Below are 22,282 nucleotides of genomic sequence, written 5' to 3'. Positions count from 1 at the left end.
AGACTAGTGTAAAAATTATATCAATTCTTTAAATTTGCTATATCATGAAAAAGGAAAACAGTATCAGTAGAAGATCATTTTTAAAAAGTTCAGCGATGGCCGGTGCACTGGGTGCAATCGGTACAGGTAGTGCAGCAAGTGTGGTTCTGACTTCATGCGGCGGAGGAGAAAAGGCCGCTGCTTTGAAACCGTTGAAAGAACCGGGTACTTATTATATTCCGGAATTGCCGGATCTGGCAACCGACGGTCAGGAACTGAAAGCCGGTGTTATCGGTTGCGGCGGACGTGGTTCCGGCGCCGCTTTCAACTTCCTGAATGCAGCAAATGGCGTGACTATTGTTGCGTTGGGTGATACTTTCCAGGAAAGAGTTGACGAACTGGCCGGTAAGCTGAAAAAAGATAAGAATATAGATATTCCTGCCGACAAACGCTTTGTAGGTCTGGATGCATATAAACAAGTAATAGACAGTGGCGTGGATGTTGTGATCATTGCAACTCCTCCCGTGTTCCGTCCGGTACATTTCCAGTATGCAACAGAAAAAGGGAAACATTCATTCCTTGAAAAACCGATCTGCGTGGATCCGGTTGGTTATCGTACGATCATGGCTACAGCCAAACAGGCGGAAGCGAAGAATTTGCGTGTGATTACCGGAACGCAACGTCACCACCAGCGTCCTTATGTAGAATCTTATAAAAAGATCATGGAAGGAATGATCGGAGAGATTACAGGTGGTACTGTTTACTGGAATCAAAGTATGTTGTGGTTCCGTGAACGTCAGAAAGAATGGAATGATTGCGAATACATGATCAAGGACTGGGTGAACTGGAAATGGCTGTCGGGTGATCATATTGTTGAACAGCATGTACACAACATCGATGTGTTTACCTGGTTCAGCGGTTTGAAACCGGTTAAGGCTGTAGGTTTCGGTTCTCGTCATCGTCGTGTTACAGGTGACCAGTATGATAACTTCAGTATCGACTTTACCATGGAGAACGGTATTCATATGCACAGTATGTGCCGCCAGATAGATGGTTGCGTTAGTAATGTAAGTGAATTTATTCAGGGAACCAAAGGTTCATGGGACAGCTCTACGATGGAGATTAAAGACCTTGCCGGTAATGTGATATGGAAGTATGATTATGAAGCAGAAAAAGCAAACTTCAAACAGACCGACCCGTATACATTGGAACATGTAAACTGGATCAACAGTATCCGTGGTAACAAACAGCTTCAGCAGGCTTCCGAAACAGCTATTTCGAATATGGCAGCTATTATGGGACGTGAATCGGCTTATTCCGGTGCTGAGACAACCTGGGATGCTATGACCGCTTCTCCGCTGGATTATACTCCGAAAGACCTGAATCTGGGTAAGATGGATATGAGTACATTTACTGTACCGGTTCCGGGAAAACCTCGTGATCAAAATAAATAAAGATATGACATTAAACAGAAGAAACTTTTTAAGAACAACTTTGTCCGGTGCTGCGGTAGCAGCCGTTAGTACCGGCACGTTGGCATCTTGTGCATCGAAGGCTTCTTCGGATGAGAAATGTCCGGAAACGAAGTCTTGCTGCAACACCAAGGCGAAACTGAACCTCTCTTTCCAGGAAGGCATCGCTCCGGGTGAAAACCTGAACCAGAAGCTGGACTATATGGAAAAGCTGGGAGTTGTCGGTTTTGAACCGGGGGGCCGCGGACTGAAAGACCGTGTAAAGGAAATCAAAGAAGCCCTGAGCGGTCGTGATATCAAAGTCAGTGCCATTTGTGCAGGGTTTGAAGGTTTTATCCTCTCTACTGATCCGGCTATCCGTCAGAAATGTATGGATACGATGAAAGAGATTATCACCGCAGCTGGCGAACTGGGATCGACAGGTGTTATCATCGTTCCGGCTTTCAACGGGCAGGTACCGGCGCTTCCTCATAATCAGGAAACCCGCGACTTCCTGTGCGAGCAATTCACCGAAATGGGAAACCATGCCGCTCAGAACGGAACGACCGTGATCTTTGAACCTTTGAACCGTAAAGAATGTTTCTATATGCGCCAGGTGGCCGACGCCGCTTCCGTATGCCGGGATATCAACAATCCGGGAGTACGTTGCATGGGTGACTTCTGGCATATGACCTGGGAAGAAACGTCCGATATGGGAGCCTTTATCTCGGGTGGAGACTATTTGCAACACGTACACGTGGCAAGCCGCAAACGTCGCAGCATGCCGGGTGAAGACGGAGAAGCAGATAACTACGTAGACGGCTTCAAGGGCCTGAAGATGCTGGGTTATGACAAATACGTAAGTTTCGAATGCGGATGCCAGGGCGATCGTAACATCGTTGTCCCTGCCGCGGTAGAACTCTTGCGCAAACAATGGGAAGAAGCATAAATTATGCCTTTAGTATATCCAAATATGCAAATGAGTGAGGTGGTGGAAGAACATCCCTCACTCATTCCTGTAATTAACCGGTTCGGTATCCGCCTCGGGTTGGGCGATAAATCGGTGAAGACGATCTGTGACGAATATCAGCTGGATACGGATTTCCTGCTGACTGTAATCAACACGTTCCTGAACGAGGAATACTTCCCGGAAAGGAAGTTACAGACATTCCATACGACACAGATTATCGATTACCTGACCAAGACCAATCTTTACTATCTGCGTTATCAGTTGCCGAACATAGAGCGGCACCTAACTTCTTTCATCTCTATGAGCACGCCGGGAAACAATACGTTGAACCTGATCGGCAAATTCTTCTCCTCTTTCAAGGAAGAGCTTACGGCACGCATCGAACATGATGATAAGGAATGGTTCCCTTACTGTCTGGCGTTGAGTGAAAAGATAAAAGGGTGTTGTAATTCCGATGAAAAAGAGGCACTCCATCTGGGCAACGAGCAGCGTTCGGAAGATGCTATAGAAGCGTTGTTGTCCGACCTGAAAGGCATCATGATCAAGCATCTTTCCGGCGATTACAACGAGAATCTGTGTTATGCCGTGATTTTTGGGATCAGCAGCCTTGAAAAAGACATCAAGCAGCATAACCGTATCCGTTACCGTATCCTGACTCCGATGGTCTCTGCCATGGAGAAATTATGTAAATAACCCCTGTCGATGCACCGGAACAAACAAATAGCGATTATCTTACCCGACACTCTACAAAGTATAGGTCTTCAGAGTTTGCTGACCGACTACTTTCCTCCGGTCGAGGTCTGCTATTTCCCTGCGTTCGAGATTTTTAATGCGGCAGGTGGCAACGATGCGTTCGATTATTATTTTACCTCTCCGGACATCATGGTGCTGAACGCCGACTTTTTCCTTCCCCGCCGTAGCAAAACCACGGTACTGATCGATGGGGGAGAGGGTACTGGCGGTATTTCTACCACCAACCATATAACCATCAAGGCATCGCAGGAGATTATCATCGAGCAATTGCAGCAATTGTTTACCAGCGACAGTTCCGCTTACACAGTCGGTGAAAACAGCAAAGACCTTTCTTCCCGCGAGACCGACGTCCTCCAACTGATCGTCAAAGGCATCACGAATAAGGAGATTGCCGACAAACTGAATATCAGCCTGAACACCGTCCTGACTCACCGCAAGAATATCACCGCCAAACTAGGCATCAAGACCGTCTCCGGTTTAACATTCTATGCCATCATGAACGGGATTATTTCGGGGGATGATATTGAGTTATAATCCTTGATAGTAATTGTCAAAATCTTCGCAATACAGATAATGAGTTTTCATTTCAGAAATGCCGGCGATACATTCGTTCATTAGTTGTATACAAACTAATTCCCATTGAGAGGTAGTATTTGCCAGCACATTCAGGTTCATAGCCAAAGTTCCAAGTCCATTTCGGGTAGGATCGATGTCTGTTACAATTACGTAAATGGATGGTTTATCAATTAGGAAATCCGGATCGTTAGTCAGATCACAGCAAATGGAGATACTATCTAATAGCTTTTTCTTTAGATCGAACCTGTCAACTTGTTTTTGTATTTTGGTGTTTGATATTTTCGTATTGTGACTGATAAACTCTTTCCAGCCTTTGATCTCAACAAACAACAAATTGTTTTGCTTGTAAGTTAAAGCATCGACAGATGAATAAGACTCTCGCTTTTTTTGTTTATCGATCGTATCTTTTACTCCGTCGAAATCAATAACTGTGATTTGACTGTTTTGACCGCATATTGATGTTGCTGAACAAGGATGATGAAGCCGGCAAATGCAGGTTTCAGTCGATATTTTTTGAGAGATAATTGAATCGTATAATTCTTTGGCTGTCATACTAGTGTTTGGTTTAAGTTATCGAGTTATTCCAGATTCATAATTTCATTCAATGGCTCAGCCAGTTTAGTAAATACCTTGTTCAGATCGTTTGTTACTTCATTAATATCAGCCAAACCATCTTCCGTTTCTTCTGCCAGATAATAATTAACGTATTTGTCAATCTGCTCTTTTCGGGAGAAATAACGTATACCTTGTATAAAATAAGGACTGTGTGAACTTACTACGACGGGGATACCTGCTTTTGCCAGGTTAACAAGCAAATGAGCAAATTCAATTTGCCATTTGGGATGTAGATGGTTTTCAGGTTCATCCCAAATTAACATTTTATTTTCATTGATCATATCAGCTTCCAGCAATAACTGGATCATCCCGAAACTTTTGATGCCGGAAGCAACATTTATTGGTTCCAGTGAAAGGGAATCAGTTTTCCAAAGAAGGTTCCTTGTTTCTCTATCATATGCGAAGTGGCCTCCGGTTATCGCTTTTATATCAAAAAAGTTATTGCGCTGTCTTTTAACATGCATATATTTGCTGCTATATGCTAGTTTTTTGGCGATGTCTTTGATGTGGGTTGCAACCATAGGGAATGCGAACAAAGAAGATCTTTGACTCTTCTCTATTTCACGGTATGTAGTTGTTTCAAGTAATACATCTAATAAATGTATATATAAAGGAGATTCTACATACGTTATATCATTAAGTATTGCATCTGAAGGTATTTTACAGGTTACATTTATTACCTCATTGGTCGAAATTTCTATATTTGCAGAACCATTATCAAGAAAATATTTGATATGTGATCCGTTTGTATTATAGGAACAAATGTTATTTAGGAATTCAGACTCTACATAAGATTGAAATTCAGCTTTTACTCTGGAAGAAAAGTTTGAATTTTCCATGAATAGGTCTTTTATTGTATTCAGATCTTTTAAAGCCAACATCTTTTGTCGGGGGATGATATCTAAAGCGTTTATCCACTCTTCCCTTTTTGAGAAAAATGACTTTAAGTCGGAAGTTTTTCGTATACCAAATCCGAATCCATAAGGAAAAAGCTCCTTTTGTTGTACATATTTTTCGTCTTTTAAGCGAAATGAGTTAAGACGTTTTCTTAATGAACTTGTTCTTTCTTGTATTGTTGCATCTTTCTGCTCTTCACTATCATTCAGTCCGCTTATCAACGCTTTTATCGTAGAAAACAAGACTTTTCCTACCGTACTTTTTCCGGAGTCATTTGCTCCGGCAATAACGGTGAGGCTGTTCAACTCAATAGAGGCATTCCTGATCTTATTGATATTCTTTAATTCTACTTTCATAGATCGTATGTATTTACTGCAAACTTACAAAATATTCTCATCCTTCCACCACCTTCCACGTCTCTATATTCCGTGTTTTGTTACTGAAGTTTACGCCTATTTTGAATAGTTTGCGGGTATCTTATTTGTATTGGCATAAAAAGGCAGAAGGAATTTCATAAACCCTTCTTCAACTTCACGGTTTGGAAATCCGAGCTGATAAATACCAAATTCGCGATCGTATCCTTTGATAGTCAGATATCCGCTCTGATAGATAACCGGTATCGGACTCATGGAAGTCGAGTCGATACTGTTCAACACATCCGCATCAGTCTCCGTATGAGCCATGTTGTAGAGATTGTAGTTGGAGCGTTTAAGCAGCATAACCAAATATGTCGGTGTACCTGTTTCAAACCAGTAACTTCCGAATTGCATATACTTGAATGTATTTAACAGACTGAACGGATTATATATTCCCGGACTGTCGGGCACGAAATGATAGCCGTCGTAACACTCTTTCAATTCCGCGCAAGTCTCTTCGCGGCTTAAATGAAGTGAAGCCGATAATTCCTCTATATCAGAATCAAAATACTTTTGCAGTTCATCATCGGTGATACCACAGATGGAAACAAAAGGTTTTCTCATCGAGATATCATCCAGATTATTCAGATCGCTGAACACGCTTACTTTCCCGAACTTGGTCACCCCTGTCAGGAATGCAAACTTGATATATCCGTCCATACTCTTCATCACCCCGTAGAAAGCCTTCAACGTATTACGATATTCCTGTTGTAACATCTCATTATCCAATGTTTGCAGCATCGGTTTGTCATATTCGTCTATCAGGATGACAACACGCTGTCCGGTTTTCTCGTAAGCCAGTCGGATCAAGGTGAAAAAACGGTCGTCAATCGTTTGGTCGGCAGGGCTGGAACCATATTTTGCTTCATAGATCAACAGTTGCCGGTCGACCAACCGTATCAGATCTTCTTCCGTATCGAACTTCTTGGCATTCAGATCAAGATGAATAACCGGGTACTGTATCCAATCCTTTTCCAGCTTTTCGATAGCCAACCCTTCAAACAATTCTTTCTTCCCCATGAAATAGGCTTCAAGCGTAGAAAGCAGCAAACTCTTTCCAAAACGGCGCGGGCGGCTCAGGAAGTAATAACTGCCAGTCTTGACCAATTGGTAGATCAATTCCGTTTTATCAATATAAAGAAAACCCTCTTTTCTGATTTTCTCGAAGTTCTGTATACCTATGGGATAAAGCTGTGCCATAATTTACCTGATTGAAAATGATACTTTCACAAAGGTAGAGAAATATTCTTAATAATATGCCTTTTCACCGAATCCGAGATACAAGCATTGTAATTACTATGCATTAATATATATAGCAGGCGACCTGATATAGATCGCCTGTTTCTATTATCACGTATTCCTACTTTTTTCGCCCGTTCAGGGTGTTCAGCAAAAACTTTCCGGGTTTGAATTTGACACTCACGCGGGGAGCGATGAGGCAGGGAACACCGTTATGCGGGTTACGGCCCGGTCGCTCCGTCTGTTTCCAGGGGACGAAAGTGCCGAAACCCTGGAACTGGATCGCCTTATCCTCCTCCAGCGCTTCTGTCAAGACTTCCTCTAAAGCATCCAAAAATTGCCGCGACTGGCAGGAGGTAACGCCCAGCTTCGCGGCTAATTCAGTTATTACATCTGTTCTATTCATACTATTATGCTATGTTTCCTTCTATTATACTATGTCTCCTTACAGTTTTTGCTCATGCGAAAGTGTTGCAAAAGTACCTCCCGTCCCGACAGGAGAGGGCGGTTACTTTGCAACACTCTTTTCATCCGGTCAGAGAAAGATCACTCGATCTCCGGGCGGTCTCCGCCACCACTGCTGCCGCCACCTTCTTCGGGAGCCGTTTCGGGAGCGTCGTTCAACTCCATCCAGAAGATGTTGTCGCTGATGAGCGTACGGTTCATCGACTTGCTACCACCCATCCTGGTCGCTTCGGGAATGAAACGGACACGTACACCGGTGATTTGCGAGGCACTCACCTTGTCGGCCGTTTCCACGCCCTGCCCGGCTGCGGTAAGGGTGTAGTAGAAAGTACCCAGACCATCTATCTTCACGCTGCGTCCCTGTGCCATATAGTCGGCCAGCACGCCTGCCAGGTCCATCAGGACGGCGTAGACGTCGGAACGGCTAACGGTGGAGATCTGCGCTAGGCGGTCGGCTACTTCTTTCGTCATTACCGGCTTGCCTACGGTGACCGACTGTGGGTACCACTTGTTGCTCATCTTCTTAAAAAATCGCTTAAAAAAGGCCATAACTGTACTTCTTTTAAGTTTACCTTTCCCTTTCTGCCTGCCGGATGGCTACCAAGTAGGTCGACACTGTCTACCTAGTAGGTAGGCATCCTCTACCAAGTAGGTCGACGTCGCTTACCAAGTAGGTCGTTAACCTCTATCAAATAGGTGGTCTTCGTTCCTTCGAAACAGACATTCATGCGGATGCAGAAAGTATCAGGTTGATTCTTCGTGCCGGAGTTCCCGCGCCATCTCCGGCTTAGCGTGTCGTGTTTGGATCTGGTTCAGATGAAGGATGACCTTTCCTTTGTTTATTTCATTCTACTTCTATGTCACGGATGCACCGGAGATAATAATAATAGGTGTTTTTTGATTTACTGTTTAAAGAATTGTCCGTTGCAACAGTGGCAAAGCTCATATACCATGCATCTGTACTGCCATAAAACTCTGTTGCCAGCCAATACTGGGTGGTAGTAGTTGAAAATCTGGAAAAAGTGACAAATCCCGTTTCGTCTCTTGTCGCTTCGAGCTCCTTCTGAAAAGCGATGATGATAGCGCCTTCGCGATGCGTAGGCACCCGCCATGTCCCCTTTGTATCCTGTCCGTCTTTTCCTTGATATGCCGAGCATCCCGTCATAGCAGCAGAGGCTGTAGGAGGATCAATAAAACGTTGCGAGTTTGCAGTACTCAGATAACCGTTTGCCTGTGCCCAAGTGACGGCACCAACCGTGCTGGGAGTTGTACCATCACTACTTATCAATTGCGACGAGAGGATAAAACGGCGGGAAAGATTTTTGTCGGGGTCCTGAATATTCGTACCATTCGTATAGTGTCGTGTTATCCGTTTTACATAGACATTTCCGCCATCTGTGCCTGTCACGGGAGTCGTTTCGTCTGTTTCAAATAATTGAACCTCTGTATAAAAACTATCATTTGCATTCCTGTCTTCCACGTTACGAGGCATATCTACCAAGTTGATGGCGGCATACGTGTTACTTCTTTGGTCGGTATATATTTCTACTCGCTGTCCCTTTCCCCGCAATGGAAAAAGAAGAAATACGAAAGCTGCAACGACCGTAAATTTGATTGTATTCATATTCCTGTTTTATATTGATTACTACCCTCTATTTTTAGGGAAGAGGTATATCCCGGACGCAGAGTTTGCCAGTAGTCGTAGTTTTCGGTTCAACCGTTATTGCGTTTGAAGATAACCGGGTGAAATAATAAGGTGGGGTACCCGATCTTTCAGTTGTCGAAACGCCTATTGAGGACTTGACATTGTCGATATAATTGCCGACATAAATTCCTATCAACTGGTTGGATGCGGGAAGATACCAAATGAGTTCGTTTTCATCGATTAATCCGTTTCCATTCTCATCGCGGTTTAAATCATAACAAGCCCTTGCTGCAATGGTGTAGCCATATTGGTATTGATACAATAAAATATTTCCAGACGCATCCTTTTGCAATGCAGGAACATAAGCAGATATACTATTATTCATCTCCAGGTTTTTAGGGTTTTCAGACAGTTCCCGGGTAACGGCTTTCCCGTTATCCAGGTTCGCCGTTCCATAGTCATCAGCCGTGTTTACGCGATAATAACCGGGATATTGGGCTTTTTTCTGTTGCTCCTTATTCTCTGAATATGGGGAGATATTTTCTCTTATCTGTTCACACAAAAGTCCCATCTTATAAACCCCGTTTTCCTTCTCTCCTCCGAAACGTCCGCAGTAGATTGCCGGACGCTGGTCCATGCGGTAGATGGTGGTAGCCTCCACCGGCTTTCCTTCTTCGCCTTCGGTGGCGGTGGTTATTTTGATGTACAATGAGCGTTTACCTCCCTTGCCGTCCGTACCCGTGTCGGGAAGGGTGACGCCATCGTCCAGATACGTATATTCATTGCTGTAAAGGTAGAGCCTTACTTCTGTCGGAAGGACAGTCTTTGTCGTCATGAGCGTGCTCAGGGGTTCCTTTCTATTGTTATATGCATCCGTATAGTTGGACGAGGAGGAAAGGCGGAGCCAGCTGGTAGCTTCTGAAGCCTGGATAGTAGCCCCCTTATCCGTATATACCCCGACGGTAATGATACGCCCGTGTGCCTTTATATTGATGGGGCGTGTGTCGCAATGAGCGTCGAGGTCGTATTTGACATCGGGCACATCATACTTACCCTTGGTTCCGCTTGTGATAGCGCTGGCACGGAAATTAATGCTTTGTTCGGCGGTATACGCCCTGATGCGTTCGTCGTTCTTGGCCGATTCGATCTCTGCATTGATAGAGGTGCGCAGGTTGTAGAAATGGTTGGGGGTCACATCGAAATTATCCGTATTATTGTTGCCCACATACATCTGGTAGATGGCATATTTATCCGCCGACTCTGTGGAATAGGCCCATGCCTCTATCTGGGTGCCGAGTGGCGGGGCTTGCCCCGATTCGACTGTTCCGTCCACCTTGTAATACCGTTTGTCTTCGGAGATGATGGTGCCGACGGTGCCCCGGCGGTTTTGTGCCACATACCAGGTCTGCGTCCGGAAGCCATCGGCGGCGGGTTCTCCTTCCAGCACGCTTTCCAATGTTCCGTAGGCGTTGACTTTCTCGTCGTTTACATCCGGATTGGTGAGGCGGATGGTCTTGCTGACATTGAGTAGCTTCAATCCCTGCAACCGGTAGTTGTCAACATCGAATTTATAATGCAGCGTGATACGTGCCATCAGTCTGCGTATCTCGATTGCCCCGGTAAACCCTTCGGGCGTATTGTATTCTACCAGTCCGTGCTTGCCCGAATCGATGTCGCTGACAGTGACGCCTGTCACTTTGCCGGCGAAAGGCACATCGACATCGGAAGTGATCAGCGATTTGTCGCTTCCTCCTTCACTGGTCAGATAATCGAAGCTATTCTTTTCCAGCTCTTCAAGTGTTGTCACGCCACTGAAATCCCGGTCCAGTTTAGGCCCCAGCACCAGCAGGTAGAGTGTCTGGTCGGTAGCGACCACCAGGGGAACTTCCAATGTCGCCCTATCGTTGACCGCTGTTGTAGCATCGCTCAGTTTTTGCGGTTCGCCGTTGATGGAGCCGTCGGCATTGAACTGGAAGAGCCACAGGTTATGTAGTTCTGTCGTGCCGTCGGATGCTTTGGTATTTGTTTCCGGTTGCGCTTGTTCGAGATATACCATAAACGCGGCGTCGGCATTATTTCCTTGCTGTGTTTGTATGCTTTGCCCGGATCGCCCGCTTCGTGAAGCCTGCGCTGCTTGTTTCGTCCCGGCGGTGGGATCGATGGCAGGCGGCAGGCTGACTTGCAGGCTGACCATGACGGTCTTTCCTGTCCGGTTACCCGGTTTGACGAGGCTTTCGTCCGTGCAGCCGCTCGGCAATGCCAGTATCAGGCATGCAGCCAGGAAACAACTCGTATATACTATCCACCTTTTCATATTTTATTAATTAGTTCCTTTCTGTTGTAAGTCTCTGATGGCGAGTTGCACGTCTCCCATACCTTCCCGTTTCAATATAAGAATGACTTTAATGCCGATCATATCGGGGAAGTTGTTCGGGTTGATTGTTAGCGGCACCGAATAGTTATGTTCCCCAGAGCTGATGGCCACTTCCTCACTTTGTGTTTGTAACACACCCAGATAGGATACGTAAAGCCATAATTTCCCGGCAGGCGGATCGATGTCTTCAGGAGTAAGGGTGACAGTAACCGTATAGTCGCCTCCGGCCTGTGGCACCGGATCGATAGCCTTGTCAAAAGCGAGCTTTCCTTTGTATGTATAGCCGCTCTGGGAAATGGTCGTTATTGTGCTGACGGTCTCTCCGTCGAGACCGGTTCCTTCTACCTTAACCTTGAAAGTCCGCCCGCTCTGATTCTCCCAGCGCGGAAGGTAAGCAAAGGTCTGTTGTGAGTAGCTTCCGTGGGTGGTATGAACTTGTCCTTCATCCTTTTTGAACGAGAACTGATCGAAATCGATGGCAGTTCCCGCCCCCTCCCCGGTTATCAGCGTGGCCGTCCAGTAAGGGACATTCGATTCGATCTCGAAGGAAGGGGTTCCGCCTTTATATTCGACTGAAATGATTCTTACTACTTTCATTGAACTAGCCGGGATGGTATTACGTACACACCGGATCGTATAGCCGTTCTGTGTATCTGCATTCTCAATGGCGGCTGTCGGCGTGCCTCCGCTGAAGTTGAATGCTTTACCGTATGATGTTGTCCAGTAATGGCCCGAAGCAAGGTCACCCGCCACTTCCCCGTTCGTGCTGCGATAGGTGGCATGAGGCTGCAATAACCAGTGGAAAGAGGGATATCCGTCAGCATTCGCTTCATTGTCGCATGTATTGATCAATATCTGATATTGCTCGGCGGTTGCCATGTGCCATTGCAGGTTGTCTACAATCTTGTTGTCCCTGATCTGCACTTCTGAAAGGCCGACCAGTTTGCAGGGATCACCCAAAGCCTTTTTAACCTCATCCTCACTGTTATCCGCAGGGATATCACCCGATTGCAGGTAAGGGATACCGGCCCAATCAGAGATATTCGCTACCGTGGTGTATGATCCCGGATACCATAGGATATCTTTCAGGTCACTACCACTTACAGGCGGTTCAAAAGCTGTGCCTGTAGTGGATTTTCTCTTGGTTTGCACAGCGATCAGGCTGCCGTATTTGAACACGACGTCCTTATAACCCGTTTCGGAATGGTAGGTTTTCAGGATGCCCGAGTAGACGCTGTAGTCGTCCCAGACATTGACGTTCTTTGAGGTATCGTTGTCAAAGTCAAAGTCGGCCGACTTGTCGCTGACAATCACCAGGCCGTCGATCGGTTTCCAGTTGATCGTGATATCGTGCTCCTCCATCTCTACAATTTCGGCATAGATGCCCAGGGCGCCTAATCCTGTAATGGTAGCATATATATGGTATGAGTTGTTTCGTTTCAGATTATAGTCAGGCGAAACCCCTTCACCGATATTCAGCAGATAGATGCTTCGCAGCACCTGTGTGCTCCCGTTCTTCAGTTGGCATTCGGCTTCTATCTTCAGGTAGGTGGCACGTGAAGCATCCGCCCTGTTCGACAGGATATGTTCCGGAATATAGGTCTCCGGGAGGGTGATCGAGTGTATGCCGTCGGGGACGGTATAAGTCCAGGGATCGGCAGATTTGTCGACGGTGTATGTTCCGTTGTTGTCGAGTTCGCCGGTTTGCCCGATCAGGAGTTCGTCCGACCATGCATCTGCCGTATATGGCTGATCTTCGCCAACCGTTGTAGACTTTGGCATGCGGCATACCCGAATACTGACTTTCGTCACTTTGAAGTCTTCCTCTTTCGTACCGTCCACGTTCTTGATGGCCGTAAAACCGAGACGTGCCACCATACGGGTTACTTTGACCGGAAGCTCCGTCAATTTGGTGCCGCCGACCGTGACTGTGGCCTGTGAACCGTCGCTGCGGGCCTCGATAAAAGCGTTCTCCACTTTTCCGTACATGGGAGGTGTCCCCGTGATGCCGACGGCGTTGAAGGTGATATCTTCGATATCGCTTTGTGTTGCGATGCCATCCAGTTTCCCTGTCAACTCTGTCGTCTCATTACAGAAGATATACACATGGTTGATTCCGCGCGCTGCCTTGACTTTGATAACACGAGAACCATCCGTGGAGTTGGCGACGGGGTCTGGTGCGCCATTAAATACCAGTTCCCCGTCACCGTTAAACACGATTGCCCTGACTCCGGTGATCTCCAAGTCCGGGTCGGTGGCATCACGTGTCTCCATCTGTATGTTCAGCGCGACCTTTTCGCCGGTGTAGTGATGCCCTCCGATCTCCGTTTCGTTCGAACAGGATGGGAGCAGCAGAAGCACGTACAGGAAAAAGACGGTTGCCGTATATGTCGTTTTAAGTAGTATCATCGTTTATTAATCAGAGGTCTGTCGGATAGAACCAATATACCCAGTTGTTGATCGTTATGCACAGCGCCAGATACGCATCGCCTCCCTCGCCCAGACGGATACGGATGTCCCACAGATACCGCCGGTCGAGGTATTCCTGGTCGCCCATTCCCTCCGGTTTGCTCCGGAGCAGGTATCCGATCAGGTCGAGCTGTGTGCCGCCTCCTATGTCGATGGCCTTTCCGGTAGACTTCTCCGTGATGGAGAAGGTGATGTCTTCTCCTTTGACAAACCGGAGAGTATGCAACCGGACTTCGGATGGCAACGATGCTTCCCCGGCATCCGGAGCGTTCCCGCTCTCCGGGGTCTCCTCTTCGGGGCAGGGACAGTAGGTGATCAGGCGGGTTTCGTCCGATGGCTCATTTTTATAATTGTATGCGCCGTCGGCACTTTTGATCACGATGTCGAAGGCGGACATGTCGAGCGGGGTATTCCCACGGGAGATGCCGACCGTTACGTCGTTCGTGTTGCGTACCAGGCTGGCGGTTTCCGTATCGCCGGTGTACCCTTCCGTAAAAAGCGGTAACGGACCGCTATGCCAGAGCGCATCGAGATGGTTGTTGCTGACATTCTCCTTGGGTTCATACTTCAAAGCCAGTTTCTCTATCGGATCGCCTGCCGCGAGGGTCGGAAGCGAATAGAACCGTTCGGTCTTTCCTGCCCACACCACGGCGGTGCTGCCTTTCAGCTTATAAGGGATCGGCATGCGGTACCCCGGCTTCTTCAATGCGGCACCGCTTTCCGTGAGTGTCCGGATATATTTCCCTTCGGCACTGAACAGAAAGACCTTGACCGCTCCCACTTGGTCGGCAAACCAGTCTTCGCGAGCCAGGTTATAGTCATACCGGAACCGAAGGTACAGGTCGCACTCGCTCAGGTCGTCGTGAAGGACATCACAACCGCCCATCCCTGCCGCCATCATGACGGCAAGGGACATCACAAACTTCCCTATGTGGCTGAATATACGCATGCTATGAGCTGAACCGGCTGACGATTAATGCAGGTTTGCCTCCTGTGTCCAGAAAGTCCAGGGGTTGATTGTTATCTTGACGGATAAGTAAGCATCGTTCTCGTCGTCATCGATATCCGGACCGGTTGGATTTTCGGGGTCCGGTTTAGGGTTATCCGGATCTGTCGGGTCGGGATCGGACGGGTCCGGTATCCACGGTGTGCCGGGGCCGGTTACGCTTTTGAGTTCGATGGAATACCAGTTGTTACGCACTACACCTCAGCGGCCCAATGCCATCTTTTGTTCGACGTTTTTGTCATGGCGGATCAGGACGTCATAATAGCAAACGGATTCATGATAATAACGGACAGCGCAATAACGACCGATGATGCCGGTCTTCTCTGTGAATTGGTCTGCTGTGAGAGCGGCAACAGCATTGCTTTTTGCCTCGTCAGTCCCGTTAAATACACCATCCTCCATAAGTTTGGCTTTATGGAGAAACTTCGGCAGGTCTGTTTTCAGACCGCCACTGGTTGTATTGTTATATGCCGTCTTGAGGGCGTCCAACGTATAGAATTTCCCGGCATAGGAGAAATAGCTTGTATTTTCTGTAATATCTTTAGGTGTATATTTTGCTTTGACAACCACTTTGGTGGTGAAGCCTAATTTCTGAGCTTTTGCTTCCATCGTGTTTTCAAGGCAGTAAGCACTTGCTTCGCTTGCTCTCGTTACTTCCGGTATGTCCTCCGATGTATTATCTATGTTCTTCAGATAATCAAAAGCAGCCCGCAGTTCAGTTGGATTTTTGGGCTGTTCGTTCTCCAAGTAATTCTTGTCCTTACGGTATACGGCACCAGTCGTTTTATTATCATAATCCACCAGGTCGGAATAAAGCCGTACACTCTTATTGGTTACACTCAACTCCCAACCCTGAAATGTGAATTTAGCGCCTGTCGGTGCTATTGTAAAGTCTGCCGCTTTAGTGACAGTGACCTTGCTGGCAAGACGGTCTACATTGACCACAGCCGGAGAACCTTTTGCCGCTGTTTTCGCTGCTTCGATTTTCTCTGTAGTGTAATCATCCGGTATTTTTACGTTCGTTGTAACATCGGTCAATGCCCCTTTATCAGCAGTAGTTTTGTCTCCTTCACTGACCATCATAAAATGATCGTCTGTCGCTACATTCTCTGCCTTCGCATCAGTAAGAGTCGTATTAATCTCATCCCATGTCTTGTTTTTCACTTTATCTTCTGTGAAATCCCAACCGGTAGTATAAGGGTTGATCACGACAAACACCTTTGCTGTCTTTGGCGGAACCGCTATCGCTTCAGTTGCTTCGGCCGGAGGATTATTATTGCTTACGCCATCACTGTTACCAATCTTCGCATCTGTGACAGTTACTACCCCCAGGCAAAGATCGTGCTCATCAAACAATAAGACCTTTACATCTCCTGCCTTACTTTCTTCTGCACTCCCCGGCTTTTCTTCAATGCTGCCAGTTGCTCTCGTCGAAGGTCCCGTAGTGCTTTGCAGCGACAACGACAGGAAGGCCCTTCCTATCATTGATGGGTCCGGAGAATCTCCCTCACTATCCGAACAGCCGGTAAACAGGGCGGCGGCCAGAACGGTTAACAATAAACTCTTTGCTTTCATATTAGTGTCTATTTTTATTTTGAATTATTTCTCTGATTACTTGAAAAAATACATGATTGATATCCCTACTTTGGTAGGCCCCCAGTAATTGCGGTTTTCCGTACCGATTTTGTCTCCGCAGGTCTCACACCGGAACTTATCGTAATGTAACCGCGCATATCCTACGCCTATGGTCGCTTCCGCACTCCATCGGTTACTGATGATATATTGATAACCATACGAAACACCCGCCCCGGCACCCCAGCCTTCAAAACGATATTGTTTGGAATGTTTCCCGAACAGAAGTGGCAATTCGTGCCCTGCAATATTGTATTGTCCTCCCAGGGCATGCACTCCGAAGAAATGACCGTTGAACTTTTCGCAAGTCCAGTACCGGTATTCGGCCATACCCAGCCAATGAACCAGTTTCTTATTGGTTGCGGATTTGCCGGAGGTGAACCAGTTATAGCCACCGCTCAGGTCTAGCGTGCTGCGCGAAGAGAGCCACACTTCCACTCCCAGATTCGGAGTACGGGAGTAGGAGCCATAGAACAGATTCGTTTTTGCCGTCACTTTCTGGGCAACACAGGTTAGTGTGCTCAAAAAGAAAGCCAATAACAGTATCAGTACATATCTCATGCCCATAAAATGATTGCCTGTATGATACTGCCCTTTCCTATAACTATGGAAGTGATTAGTCGACGCCAAAATGAATATTATATTAATAATAGTGTTTCTAATAATTCTTTCTGAGGAAGGTGTCTAATTGTTGCCATATGTTAAATGACGAGTTTAAACGATCCTTTTTTCTCGCCACTGTTTTGAAGGCAAATTAGTTTGTAATTTTAAATCACAATATTTCAACTTAAATTCATATTCAACTGATAATAAACAATATATATTTACAAGTTATTTCTTTGATTTTAGTTGCTTTTATGAAACTTATTAGTAATTTTGTGGCGAGAAAAAAGGATCGTTTAAATTAGTCATACCTAAAATAACCATCATACATTGTTTATCAAATAATGAACTGCTATTTTTATCCTTCAAACACATTACTTCTATAAATTGGGTACATAATAACGTACATGCGTACATATATTCTATTGTAATAAAATGCCTTTTTCAGCTCTTTTTAGACATTCCGGTTAAATTCACCCGGTTTTAGCCGATTTCCCGATAGGAGAAAGTCCGACATAAAACTTATGAACTCTGTCTGTATTTTGTTAAAATCACTACATCTAGTGATTGACCGCCTTGTTTCTTTCCTGTTCCTTTGCAATCGTAATATACTAATAGTGAAAATACGATGAAACAACGCTACTTGTTTGTTCTGATTGCAGGGGCTGTCTCTGGATTACAACCGTTGATGGCTGATGAAGTAAATGTGAATGTAAATGAAAATGACACCATCAAGACGTATAATATTGATGAGGTCATTATAACATCTTCTACAAAGGAAACGAATGACTTACGGTTATTGCCCGGCTCTGTTTCCATCCTTTCCCCCCAAGCGATATCAGGACGTCAGATCGATGCGTTGAAAGATATCAGTTCGTTTGTTCCTAACCTGTATATGCCGGATTACGGCTCCAAGATGACTTCGGCTATCTATATCCGCGGTATCGGTGCACGAAGCAGCGGACAGTCGATCGGACTTTATGTCGATAATGTGCCGTACCTGGATAAGAGTACCTTTGATTTTGAATTGAACGATATACAGCGCATGGAGGTGCTGCGTGGTCCGCAGGGTACTTTGTACGGGCGTAATGCGATGGGAGGGATTGTGAATATTTATACATTGTCACCCTTCAATTATCAGGGAACGAAGTTCTCCATGTCGACAGGTAACTATGGAGCCTCCAAGATCAAAGCGTCCCATTATCGAAAATTGAGCGAGCACGTAGGTATTTCCCTTAGCGGTTACTACGACAGGAATGACGGTTTTTTCATGAACGAATATTCCGATACGAAGGCAGATAAGGAGAAGTCTGCCGGCGGACGTTTTAAACTGGATTGGCTGATCAATCCGGCAATGAAACTGCAATATGCATTCAATTATGATTATGTTGACCAGGGCGCCTTCCCTTACGGACAATATAACACGGAGACAGGAAAGGTGGAGCCTGTACGTATAAATGATCCCAGCACCTATTGGCGGCGGATGCTGAATAACAGTATTTATTATGAGTGGAAAACGGATAAATTCCTGCTGTCCTCTACCACCGCCTACCAGTATCTGAAAGACGATATGAAGATGGACCAGGATTATACGGAGAAGTCTATTTTCACACTGAACCAGAAACAAAAGCAATATGCCTGGAGTGAAGAGGTGGCGATCCGGTCGAATCACCAGAAGAATTATCAATGGAGCTTCGGTGCATACGGCTTTTATAATAGCCTGAAAACAGATGGCCCGGTGATGTTTAAGGAGGATGGTCTGAAAGATGTCTTGCAGAAAGCCTTTGATGAGATCGTGGCCGGTAACCCCAAGGCTCCGCAATTGACCGTATACGGTGATGATAAGAACCGGATTTATTTCCCCGGATATTTTGAAACGCCTACATTCGGTTTTGCTGTCTTCCACCAGTCCACTTATAACAACTTATTTACGGACGGACTGTCTGTAACGGCTGGTATCCGGCTGGATTATGAAAAGGCAAAGCTGAATTACGACTCTTCGGTAGATAGTATGAAGATAGGTGTGTCGATGGGAGGACGTCCTATGGGTGTTCTGCCTGTCGAGACAAGATTGGAGGGGAAAACATCGCAGGACTTTTTGCAGGTGTTGCCTAAGGTGTCTGTGAGGTATCAATGTTCGCCGGGTACGTTTACGTATGTATCGGTTGCCAAAGGGTATAAGACGGGAGGCTACAATGTGCAGATGTTTGGTGACCTGGTGCAGGAGTATGCCCGGTATGACCTGATGTCGAAGTTTATGCCAAGCGAAGCAAAGAAGCCGGCAGAGGTGGAAGAAGTGGCTGCCTATAAACCGGAGCACAGCTGGAATTATGAAATGGGCATCCGCAGCGAATTGATCAAGGACCGCCTGCATGCCGAACTGACACTTTTTTATATGGATATTCAGGATATCCAGTTGACGACATTTGCCAAAGGGGGAAGCGGGCGCATGATCACCAATGGAGGCAAGGCCGACAGTTATGGGGTGGAGGTAAGCCTTCGCAGCCGTATTGCCGAGGGCCTGACGGCTGATTTGAATTATGGTTTCACCCGTGCTACCTTCCGCGATTATAAGACGTTGGATAAAAACGAAACGGAGATAAATTATAAGGATAACTTCATCCCGTACACTCCCCGCCACACCGTCAGTCTGGGATTGAACTATACCAAATTGTTGCGGAACAGTTGGTTCGACCAGTTTACTGCTTCCGTCCAGTATGCCGGAGCCGGGAAGATCTTCTGGACCGAAAAGAACGATATCAGTCAGGACTTTTACGGTGTGTTGAATGGCAAAGTGGGAGTGCGTAAGGGGATCGTCAACCTGAATGTATGGAGCCGCAATATGACTGACACTGACTACCAGGCGTTTTATTTCGAATCATTCGATAATTCATTTATACAAAAAGGCAAACCCTTCCAGATCGGGGCGGAAGTGGCTGTGACGTTTTAATTCAGTATTTATCAGATATGAGCTATCCTGTCCCCGTGCTTGACACGGGGCCGCAAGAGAACTGGCGGTATCAAAAGATATTATAGGATACGGTCTGTGCCTTTGCGATCCCGTGTCAAGCACGGGAACGGGATAACTCAATTATTTCTAAAATAACTTATATGAAAGTATTATTCTTATTTGTTTGTTTGTGCTTGTCCGCATCAGCGGTTAAAGCAGATGATCCGGATACAACGAAAGTTCGTCAGGTGGAGTTGAACGAGGTAGTGGTCCGGTCGTTTAAACAAAACAGGGATTTGCGCCTGGAACCGCTGTCGGCTTCCTCCGTTACCGGCACAGCCATACAAAATAAGAATATTACAGGTATTAAGGAGTTCAGTTCCTTTATCCCGAACCTGTTTATGCCTGATTATGGGTCGAAGCTGACTTCGCCTGTGTATATCCGTGGGATCGGTTCGAAGATCAATGCGCCTTCCGTCGGGCTTTATGTGGACGGTATCCCTTATTTTGAAAAGTCAGCGTTCGATTTCGATTTTGCAGAGATCGACCGTGTCGAAGTGTTGCGTGGCCCGCAGGGAACTCTATACGGACGCAATACGATGGGGGGAATCATCAATGTCTATACCAAATCCCCTTTGAAATTTCAGGGAATGAATGCTTCGATCTCTAACGGTACTTACGGTGCCCGCGAGTATGCCCTTTCCCGCTATGCGAAAATAGGGGAGAAGTTCGGCTACTCCCTTTCCGCCAATTATAACAGGAATGACGGATATTTTACCAATCTGTTTACCGACAAGAAAGCGGATGACCTGAAAAGCGGCTCCGGCCGTATCCGATTGGAATGGCAGCCGACGGAACGGTTGTCGCTCGGCCTGATGAGTTCGTATGACAATTCCAGGCAGGGAGGTTATCCGTATGCCGTCTGCGATTCGGTGACACACCGGCCGGGCGACGTCAACTACAACGATTACAGTTTTTATAAACGGGCCATGTCTACCACCGGTCTGACGGTGGAATATAAAGGTACGGGATACAGTCTCAGTAGCAAAACGGCTTTCCAGTACCTGTCGGATCATCAGGGGATCGACCAGGACTTTTCTCCGGCAAGTATTTATTTTGCCAAACAGGATCAGAAACAGAAGATGTTTTCGGAAGAGTTTAATATAAAATCGATGACAGACGGGCGGTATAAATGGCTGTTCGGCGCCTTCGGTTTCTGGCAGGGAATAGATAATACGGTGATAATGGATTATCTGTCGGCTGCCTACAGTTCGCGTAAGTTGTACGACACGCCCACCTACGGAATAGCCTTTTATCATCAGTCAACCTTCGATGACCTGTTGGTCGACGGCCTTTCCGCAACGATCGGCATACGTTATGATTACGAACGCGCTTCTACCGATTATCTTAGCTTCAAAGATACGGAGGAGGAGAGTAAGGAGTTGGATGCCTTTTACAGCAAACTTAAATTCAGCCAGGTTACACCTAAATTTGCCTTGCAATATATGTTTCCCTCTTCCGGGATTATCTACGCCACTGTAACGAAAGGATATAAAACCGGTGGCTTCAACACCTCTTTCGAGCGGGAAGAAGACCGCTCTTTCCGACCGGAGACCAGTTGGAATTATGAAGTGGGAGGCAAGCATCCTTTCCTCGATAACCGCCTGCGTGCCGAGATCGCTCTTTTCTGGATCAACTGGAAAAACCAGCAGATCAGCCAGTCGCTTACGGTAGGTTCCATGCTCAACAATGCGGGGCGGAGCGAAAGCAAAGGGGTGGAAGTCAGCTTGCAGGGAAATCCGGTCAACGGATTGATGGTACAGTTGAATTACGGGTTTACCCATGCCACATTCAAGGATTATACAGACAAGAAGAAAGACAAAGTGTATGACTATTCGGGCAATTATCTGCCGCTGGTCCCCTCGCATACTTTCTCTGCCGGGGCTGATTATACCATTTCGAATCCTTGTTCCCATATCGACCGCATCCTGATCAGTGCGAACTTTACCGGTGCGGGCCGGATATATTGGAAAGAAGATAACGTTGTTTCCCAACCTTTTTACGGACAATTGAACGGAAAAGTTTCTGCAACGAAAGGATTTGCTACCTTTGCAATCTGGGCTAAGAATATCACCAACACACAATATACCGCTTTTTATTTTGAGATGGGAAAAGGTCTGGCACAAGCGGGCCGCCCTTTCACGATCGGAGGAAGTGTAGCGGTGGCCTTTTAATCGGGTGT

At 46.4% G+C, this 22,282-nt stretch carries 15 protein-coding genes and 2 pseudogenes; 6 read left to right on the top strand and 11 right to left on the bottom strand.

Annotation, left to right across the window (positions count from 1 at the left end):
- The first annotated feature begins 44 nt into the window (after positions 1-44).
- From K6V26_RS16170 to K6V26_RS16155, 4 genes are read left to right on the top strand one after another with little or no spacing between them, the layout of a single operon-like run.
- The gene (locus K6V26_RS16170) at positions 45-1,433 is read left to right on the top strand and encodes a Gfo/Idh/MocA family oxidoreductase (RefSeq protein ID WP_224263299.1); all 1,389 of its coding nucleotides are present in this window, start codon (positions 45-47) and stop codon (positions 1,431-1,433) included.
- A 4-nt stretch (positions 1,434-1,437) separates the two neighbouring features.
- Entirely contained in the window at positions 1,438-2,379 is a 942-nt protein-coding gene (locus K6V26_RS16165) for a sugar phosphate isomerase/epimerase family protein (protein WP_048314836.1), read from the top strand.
- Positions 2,380-2,403: 24 nt separating this feature from the next.
- A complete protein-coding gene (locus K6V26_RS16160) occupies positions 2,404-3,093 on the top strand; it encodes a helix-turn-helix transcriptional regulator (protein ID WP_224265850.1) in 690 nt (229 codons plus the stop codon).
- 9 nt (positions 3,094-3,102) lie between these two features.
- The gene (locus K6V26_RS16155) at positions 3,103-3,687 is read left to right on the top strand and encodes a response regulator transcription factor (protein ID WP_046145191.1); all 585 of its coding nucleotides are present in this window, start codon (positions 3,103-3,105) and stop codon (positions 3,685-3,687) included.
- On the opposite strand, the gene K6V26_RS16150 is transcribed toward K6V26_RS16155, so the two are convergent.
- The 11 genes and pseudogenes from K6V26_RS16150 to K6V26_RS16100 all read right to left on the bottom strand — a co-directional run bounded on the left by K6V26_RS16150 (position 3,682) and on the right by K6V26_RS16100 (position 17,054).
- Positions 3,682-4,281, bottom strand: coding sequence for a hypothetical protein (locus tag K6V26_RS16150; protein ID WP_224263298.1), 600 nt, complete (start codon positions 4,279-4,281; stop codon positions 3,682-3,684). The two genes, K6V26_RS16155 and K6V26_RS16150, sit on opposite strands and share 6 nt — an antisense overlap.
- 26 nt (positions 4,282-4,307) lie before the next feature.
- Positions 4,308-5,597 (bottom strand): AAA family ATPase, encoded by a 1,290-nt coding sequence (locus tag K6V26_RS16145; RefSeq protein WP_224263297.1) that lies wholly within the window; start codon positions 5,595-5,597, stop codon positions 4,308-4,310.
- A gap of 105 nt (positions 5,598-5,702) precedes the next feature.
- Positions 5,703-6,857, bottom strand: a pseudogene (locus K6V26_RS16140) (ATP-binding protein); the annotation flags it as partial.
- Between the two features lie 160 nt (positions 6,858-7,017).
- Positions 7,018-7,302 carry an HU family DNA-binding protein gene (locus K6V26_RS16135; RefSeq protein WP_048314835.1) on the bottom strand — a complete coding sequence of 95 codons (285 nt, stop codon included), beginning with the start codon at positions 7,300-7,302 and terminating at the stop codon, positions 7,018-7,020.
- Positions 7,303-7,442: 140 nt separating this feature from the next.
- Positions 7,443-7,910, bottom strand: coding sequence for an HU family DNA-binding protein (locus K6V26_RS16130; protein WP_224263296.1), 468 nt, complete (start codon positions 7,908-7,910; stop codon positions 7,443-7,445).
- A 295-nt stretch (positions 7,911-8,205) separates the two neighbouring features.
- Positions 8,206-8,985, bottom strand: a complete 780-nt coding sequence (locus tag K6V26_RS16125) for a DUF1566 domain-containing protein (protein ID WP_224263295.1) — start codon at positions 8,983-8,985, stop codon at positions 8,206-8,208.
- A gap of 34 nt (positions 8,986-9,019) precedes the next feature.
- Complete coding sequence (locus K6V26_RS16120) at positions 9,020-11,320, bottom strand: DUF4906 domain-containing protein (RefSeq protein WP_224263294.1); 2,301 nt, start codon at positions 11,318-11,320, stop codon at positions 9,020-9,022.
- A 6-nt stretch (positions 11,321-11,326) separates the two neighbouring features.
- Positions 11,327-13,789 carry a fimbrial protein gene (locus K6V26_RS16115; protein WP_224263293.1) on the bottom strand — a complete coding sequence of 821 codons (2,463 nt, stop codon included), beginning with the start codon at positions 13,787-13,789 and terminating at the stop codon, positions 11,327-11,329.
- Positions 13,790-13,799: 10 nt separating this feature from the next.
- A complete protein-coding gene (locus K6V26_RS16110; protein ID WP_224263292.1) occupies positions 13,800-14,798 on the bottom strand; it encodes a FimB/Mfa2 family fimbrial subunit in 999 nt (332 codons plus the stop codon).
- A gap of 24 nt (positions 14,799-14,822) precedes the next feature.
- Positions 14,823-16,430, bottom strand: a pseudogene (locus tag K6V26_RS16105) (Mfa1 family fimbria major subunit).
- 36 nt (positions 16,431-16,466) lie between these two features.
- Entirely contained in the window at positions 16,467-17,054 is a 588-nt protein-coding gene (locus K6V26_RS16100; RefSeq protein WP_224263291.1) for a DUF3575 domain-containing protein, read from the bottom strand.
- Between the two features lie 664 nt (positions 17,055-17,718).
- Between K6V26_RS16100 and K6V26_RS16095 the strand changes: the two genes are divergently transcribed.
- Complete coding sequence (locus K6V26_RS16095; protein WP_224263290.1) at positions 17,719-20,040, top strand: TonB-dependent receptor; 2,322 nt, start codon at positions 17,719-17,721, stop codon at positions 20,038-20,040.
- A 161-nt stretch (positions 20,041-20,201) separates the two neighbouring features.
- Positions 20,202-22,274, top strand: coding sequence for a TonB-dependent receptor (locus K6V26_RS16090; RefSeq protein ID WP_224263289.1), 2,073 nt, complete (start codon positions 20,202-20,204; stop codon positions 22,272-22,274).
- Positions 22,275-22,282 lie beyond the last annotated feature (8 nt).

Origin of the sequence: Parabacteroides goldsteinii (assembly GCF_020091425.1) — a bacterium.
In the GTDB taxonomy this organism is placed as follows: Bacteria; Bacteroidota; Bacteroidia; order Bacteroidales; family Tannerellaceae; genus Parabacteroides; species Parabacteroides goldsteinii.
This window is presented reverse-complemented; position numbering and strand designations above follow the sequence as displayed.

Coding starts and splice junctions, on each gene's coding strand:
- K6V26_RS16170 (WP_224263299.1), top strand. CDS start 45: ATGAAAAAGGAAAACAGTATCAGTAGAAGATCATTTTTAAAAAGTTCA.
- K6V26_RS16165 (WP_048314836.1), top strand. CDS start 1,438: ATGACATTAAACAGAAGAAACTTTTTAAGAACAACTTTGTCCGGTGCT.
- K6V26_RS16160 (WP_224265850.1), top strand. CDS start 2,404: ATGCAAATGAGTGAGGTGGTGGAAGAACATCCCTCACTCATTCCTGTA.
- K6V26_RS16155 (WP_046145191.1), top strand. CDS start 3,103: ATGCACCGGAACAAACAAATAGCGATTATCTTACCCGACACTCTACAA.
- K6V26_RS16150 (WP_224263298.1), bottom strand. CDS start 4,281: ATGACAGCCAAAGAATTATACGATTCAATTATCTCTCAAAAAATATCG.
- K6V26_RS16145 (WP_224263297.1), bottom strand. CDS start 5,597: ATGAAAGTAGAATTAAAGAATATCAATAAGATCAGGAATGCCTCTATT.
- K6V26_RS16135 (WP_048314835.1), bottom strand. CDS start 7,302: ATGAATAGAACAGATGTAATAACTGAATTAGCCGCGAAGCTGGGCGTT.
- K6V26_RS16130 (WP_224263296.1), bottom strand. CDS start 7,910: ATGGCCTTTTTTAAGCGATTTTTTAAGAAGATGAGCAACAAGTGGTAC.
- K6V26_RS16125 (WP_224263295.1), bottom strand. CDS start 8,985: ATGAATACAATCAAATTTACGGTCGTTGCAGCTTTCGTATTTCTTCTT.
- K6V26_RS16120 (WP_224263294.1), bottom strand. CDS start 11,320: ATGAAAAGGTGGATAGTATATACGAGTTGTTTCCTGGCTGCATGCCTG.
- K6V26_RS16115 (WP_224263293.1), bottom strand. CDS start 13,789: ATGATACTACTTAAAACGACATATACGGCAACCGTCTTTTTCCTGTAC.
- K6V26_RS16110 (WP_224263292.1), bottom strand. CDS start 14,798: ATGCGTATATTCAGCCACATAGGGAAGTTTGTGATGTCCCTTGCCGTC.
- K6V26_RS16100 (WP_224263291.1), bottom strand. CDS start 17,054: ATGGGCATGAGATATGTACTGATACTGTTATTGGCTTTCTTTTTGAGC.
- K6V26_RS16095 (WP_224263290.1), top strand. CDS start 17,719: ATGAAACAACGCTACTTGTTTGTTCTGATTGCAGGGGCTGTCTCTGGA.
- K6V26_RS16090 (WP_224263289.1), top strand. CDS start 20,202: ATGAAAGTATTATTCTTATTTGTTTGTTTGTGCTTGTCCGCATCAGCG.